Annotated in this window: 4 protein-coding genes; all 4 read left to right on the plus strand. The window is 49.8% G+C overall.

The annotated features are described in order from the left end of the window. Nucleotides 1–191: hypothetical protein (locus tag JHD74_RS25395; RefSeq protein ID WP_199063825.1), on the plus strand; the 191-nt coding region annotated here is incomplete at its 5' end. Then, entirely contained in the window at nucleotides 188–601 is a 414-nt protein-coding gene (locus JHD74_RS25400) for a fimbrial protein (RefSeq protein WP_199063826.1), read from the plus strand. The genes JHD74_RS25395 and JHD74_RS25400, both read left to right, overlap by 4 nt. 101 nt (nucleotides 602–702) lie before the next feature. Next, on the plus strand, nucleotides 703–1380 hold the full coding sequence (locus tag JHD74_RS25405) for a molecular chaperone (RefSeq protein ID WP_199063827.1): 678 nt from the start codon (nucleotides 703–705) through the stop codon (nucleotides 1378–1380). A 101-nt stretch (nucleotides 1381–1481) separates the two neighbouring features. Beyond that, on the plus strand, nucleotides 1482–4046 hold the full coding sequence (locus tag JHD74_RS25410; protein WP_199063828.1) for a fimbria/pilus outer membrane usher protein: 2565 nt from the start codon (nucleotides 1482–1484) through the stop codon (nucleotides 4044–4046). Nucleotides 4047–4362: the final 316 nt, after the last annotated feature.

The raw sequence follows: 4362 nt of genomic DNA on the forward strand, positions 1-4362 counted from the left end.
CCCCCCCCCCCCCCCCCCCCCCCCCCCCCCCCCCCCCCCCCCCCCCCCCCCCCCCCCCCCCCCCCCCCCCCCCCCCCCCCCCCCCCCCCCCCCCCCCCCCCCCCCCCCCCCCCCCTTTACAAGCAGACGACGGCATACGAGATGATACCTCCTGTCTCGTGGGCTCGGAGATGTGTATAAGAGACAGGTGACTAACTCTGTAGGTTCACCCTTGGAGGTAACGCTGGGTAAAATCTCAAAAACGGCATTCTCTTCGGTTGGCTCCAAGGTATCTACTACACAGTTTTCTCTGGAGTTGAAAAATTGCCCGGACACAGTAACCAGTGTGAAAATTAAATTTGATGGCGCGACTGTTAATGGCGACAACAGCGTATTAGCTCTGTCTCCTGATGTAGATGTTGCAGAAGGCGTTGGCATCCAGTTGTCTGACGCCAGCAACAATGTGTTGCCGTTGTTTAGCGCTTCCCAGGCTTATCCCTTGACAAAAGGTGCGGTGAATAACCTTGGCTTCACCGCGAGCTACATTGCTATCGCTGATGTTGCTGAGATTAAACCAGGTAAAGCTAACGCAACGGCTAACTTCACCATTAATTACAACTAAGGTCTGAGCAGCCCATTATTTGGGCTATGGCGTAAATATTGTGAACCCTGGCCGACACAAAAATGGGTTGGCCTATTTTTTTATAGATATTGGAGTCTCTTATGAAATTTTCCCCTATTACTCTACTGACGACATTGCTGGTGATCAGCAGTACTGCGCAGGCAGGTGTGGTTATCGGCGGTACACGTCTGATTTATGACGGTAGCAAGAAGGAATCGTCACTGGCCGTCAGCAACCCAGACAAAGTGCCCTACCTAATCCAGAGCTGGGTTGAGAACGACGTGGACGGCGCTAAAAAAGCCCCTTTCATGATCACTCCACCACTGTTCCGTTTAAATGCAGGGCAGGAAAACTTGATGCGTGTTGTCCGTGTGGGCGGCAATCTACCAGAAGATAAGGAATCACTGTTCTGGCTCAACATTAAATCCATCCCATCAACGGTAAAGGATGAGAGCAAGAATACTCTACAAATTGCGGTGAAAACACGTATCAAGCTGATTTACAGGCCTGAGAACCTGAAAGGCACCCCAGAAGAAGTGACTGACAAACTGATTTGGCAGCGTAATGGCAACACTCTGCAAGTCACCAACCCTACCTCTTTTTACATGAACTTCCAGCAAGTGAAAGTGACCGGTAAAGAAGTGAAAGAGGCAACTTATGTCGCACCAGGTGATACGGCGAGATTTACATTGCCAGCGGGAGCTACCGGCAACAGCGTAAGCTGGATGATTATCAGTGATTACGGTGCCGTGGGCAAAGAACATGTGAGCAAAATGTAACTATCTTAAGTAAAAATAAATTATCCAAGAAATTCAGCACGCACTCAAAAATGCTAATACAACGGTCAAACAGTTTCCTTGCAAACAATGGATTAAAACGGATGAATAATAAAAATTATATACACCGCTTACTACGTGTCAGCAAGTGGGGGTATTTAATTACCGCTCAATTAACTTTATTGGCTAGCGTATCTTTCGATGCACAGGCTCAGGACTACTTTAATCCAGCGTTGCTTGAGATTGATAATTCACATCAAGGCAGCGCAGATCTGAGCGTATTTGAAGATAGTAATATGCAGATCCCGGGCACTTATCGAGTTGATATTTATCTCAACAAAGAACGCCAGAGCACAAGTGATGTTGAGTTTAAAGCGTCGAAAGATAAAGAAGGTAAAGAAAGCCTGCAACCTTGCCTGAGCGTTGAACAATTACAAGCTATGGGGGTAAGAACAGAACTGTTTACCAACATCAGTGATGTGGAAAACCAGTGTGCTAATTTAGGTGCAATTCCGCAGGCCAGTGCTGAATTTCGCTTCAGCGCTCAGCAGTTGCTGCTGAGTGTTCCACAGGCAGCCATGTCGCAGAAGGCTCGTGGCTATGTACCTGAAGAACAGTGGGATAATGGCATTTCAGCCTTTTTGTTAAACTACAGTCTGAAAGGTGCCACTGCCAGTACGAACAACGCTAACAGCAGCAGTCAGTTTGCCAACCTGCGGCCCGGTATAAATATCGGGCCCTGGAGGTTACGCAACTATACCACTTGGCAACGTGATAATAGCGGGCAGGATAAATGGAATACTGTCTACTCATACGCACAACGCGACGTCATCGCGCTGAAGAGTCGACTGATTCTGGGGGACAGTACTTCGCCAAGCGACGTGTTTGACAGCGTACCGTTCCGTGGTGCACAGATGGCGTCGGACGATGACATGATACCCGACAGCCTGAAAGGCTATGCCCCGGTAGTACGTGGCGTGGCGCGAACCAATGCTCAGGTTGTCATTCGCCAGAACGGCTATGTGATTTACCAGAGTTTTGTAGCTCCAGGTGCATTTGAAATCAATGATATGTACCCGACCGGCAGCAGCGGTGACCTGTTTGTGACAATCAAAGAAGCCGACGGCAGTGAGCAACAACTTGTCATACCATTTGCTTCACTTCCCGTACTGCAGCGTGAAGGATATTTCAAATATACCTTAACCGGTGGGCAATATCGTTCCTATGACAGCAAAGTGGCTCAGACGCCTTTCAGCCAACTGACGGGTATATACGGTCTGCCTCACGGCTTAACCGCCTATGGCGGTGTACAATTTGCGAATAATTACCAGTCAGTGGCAATCGGTTTGGGTAAAAACCTTGGCCGTTTCGGCGCACTTTCCACTGATATCACCCATACCAGGTCTACGCAGCAGGATCAGCCAGATGAGAGTGGCCAATCATTACGTATCCGCTATAGCAAGAATATTGTTCAGACAGGAACCAACCTTGCGATTGCCGGATATCGATACTCAACCGACGGCTACTACAGCCTGCAAGAGGTTATGGATACCTATCGAAATGAAGGTGTGCAGTCGCAGATGGAACGCAGGCGCAACCGTTCCGAAGTGACACTCAGTCAAAACCTGTGGGAAGGCGCTGGTGCTTTATCTTTGAGCTGGGTGAGCGAGGACTATTGGAACAACAACCGAACCATGCGTTCTATCGGTACCGGTTACAATAACAGTTGGAATGGCATCAATTATGGATTTTCTTACAACTACAACGAAGATTCAGTAGCTAGCGGCAACAATAGGGGAAACAGCGGGCGCACCTACGAACGTGATCAGGTATTTTCCTTCAATGTAAGCGTGCCACTCAATCGTTGGATGGGAAATAGCTATGCCACCTATAGCATGAGCACTAGTCAGAAAAACGCCACAACAAACACTGTGGGCCTGAGTGGTACCGCGTTGACGAACAACAATCTGAACTGGAGTATGCAGCAAGGGCACGTCAACCAGGGCGGGGGCAGCACGACTAACCTGAATGCAGATTATCGCGGAACCTACGGCCAAATCAACGCTGGTTACGCCTATGAACCAAATAGCCAAAGGCTGAGCTATGGCCTGCAGGGTGGTATTGTAGCGCATGAGGATGGAGTGACTTTTGGCCAGCAACTGGGAGAAACAGCTGTACTGGTAAAGGCGCAGGGTGCTGCCGGTGTGAGTGTAGGCAACCAAGCGGGGGTTAAAACCGACGGGCGTGGCTACGCCATCGTACCTTATGGCACTCCTTACCGTAAAAATCAGGTGCAGTTGAATACCGAAACGCTACCGTATGAGGTTGATATAGTGCAAAACACCCAAAGTGTTGTTCCTACTCGGGGAGCTTTAGTCCGCGCCACCTTCGAGGCTAACGTCGGACAACGTGCGATGATGACAGTGTTACGGAAAGATGGAACCCCTGTACCGTTCGGCGCAACAGTGACTAATCAGGCACAGAAAACCGAACAGGGTTTTATCGTTGGAGACAACGGTCAAGTGTATCTGACTGGTCTTGCTGAACGCGGTGTTGTTAATGTTCAGTGGGGCAATGGCACAGAGCAGAAATGCCAAGTCAGTTACTCGTTGACCAAAAAAGCACAAAATACGATGAATGTTCCTGAGCTAAGCGGACAGTGCAAATGATTATACCGATAGATTATCGAAAGCACTGCCGGTGTGGCATTGGCTGCCGCCTGCTAATTGGTTCTCGAGTTTAGGGGAAAAAAGTGGCGGTTGTGTTGTGCAGGAAAAATATCGTGCTGGAAAAATACCTGCAGGCTATTGTCCCCCAACCCTTATGTCTTGATCTTCTCCGCTAAGGCGGAGAAGATCAAGACATAAGGGTTGGGGTGAGGGGCAACTACCTGTCTCTTATACACATCTGACGCTGCCGACGATGCCAACTAAAAAAGGGGGGGGGGGGGGGGGGGGGGGGGGGGGGGGGGGGGGGGGGGGGGGG

Source organism: Serratia sp. ASV30 (assembly GCF_016428815.1).
GTDB lineage: Bacteria > Pseudomonadota > Gammaproteobacteria > Enterobacterales > Enterobacteriaceae > Chania > Chania fonticola_C.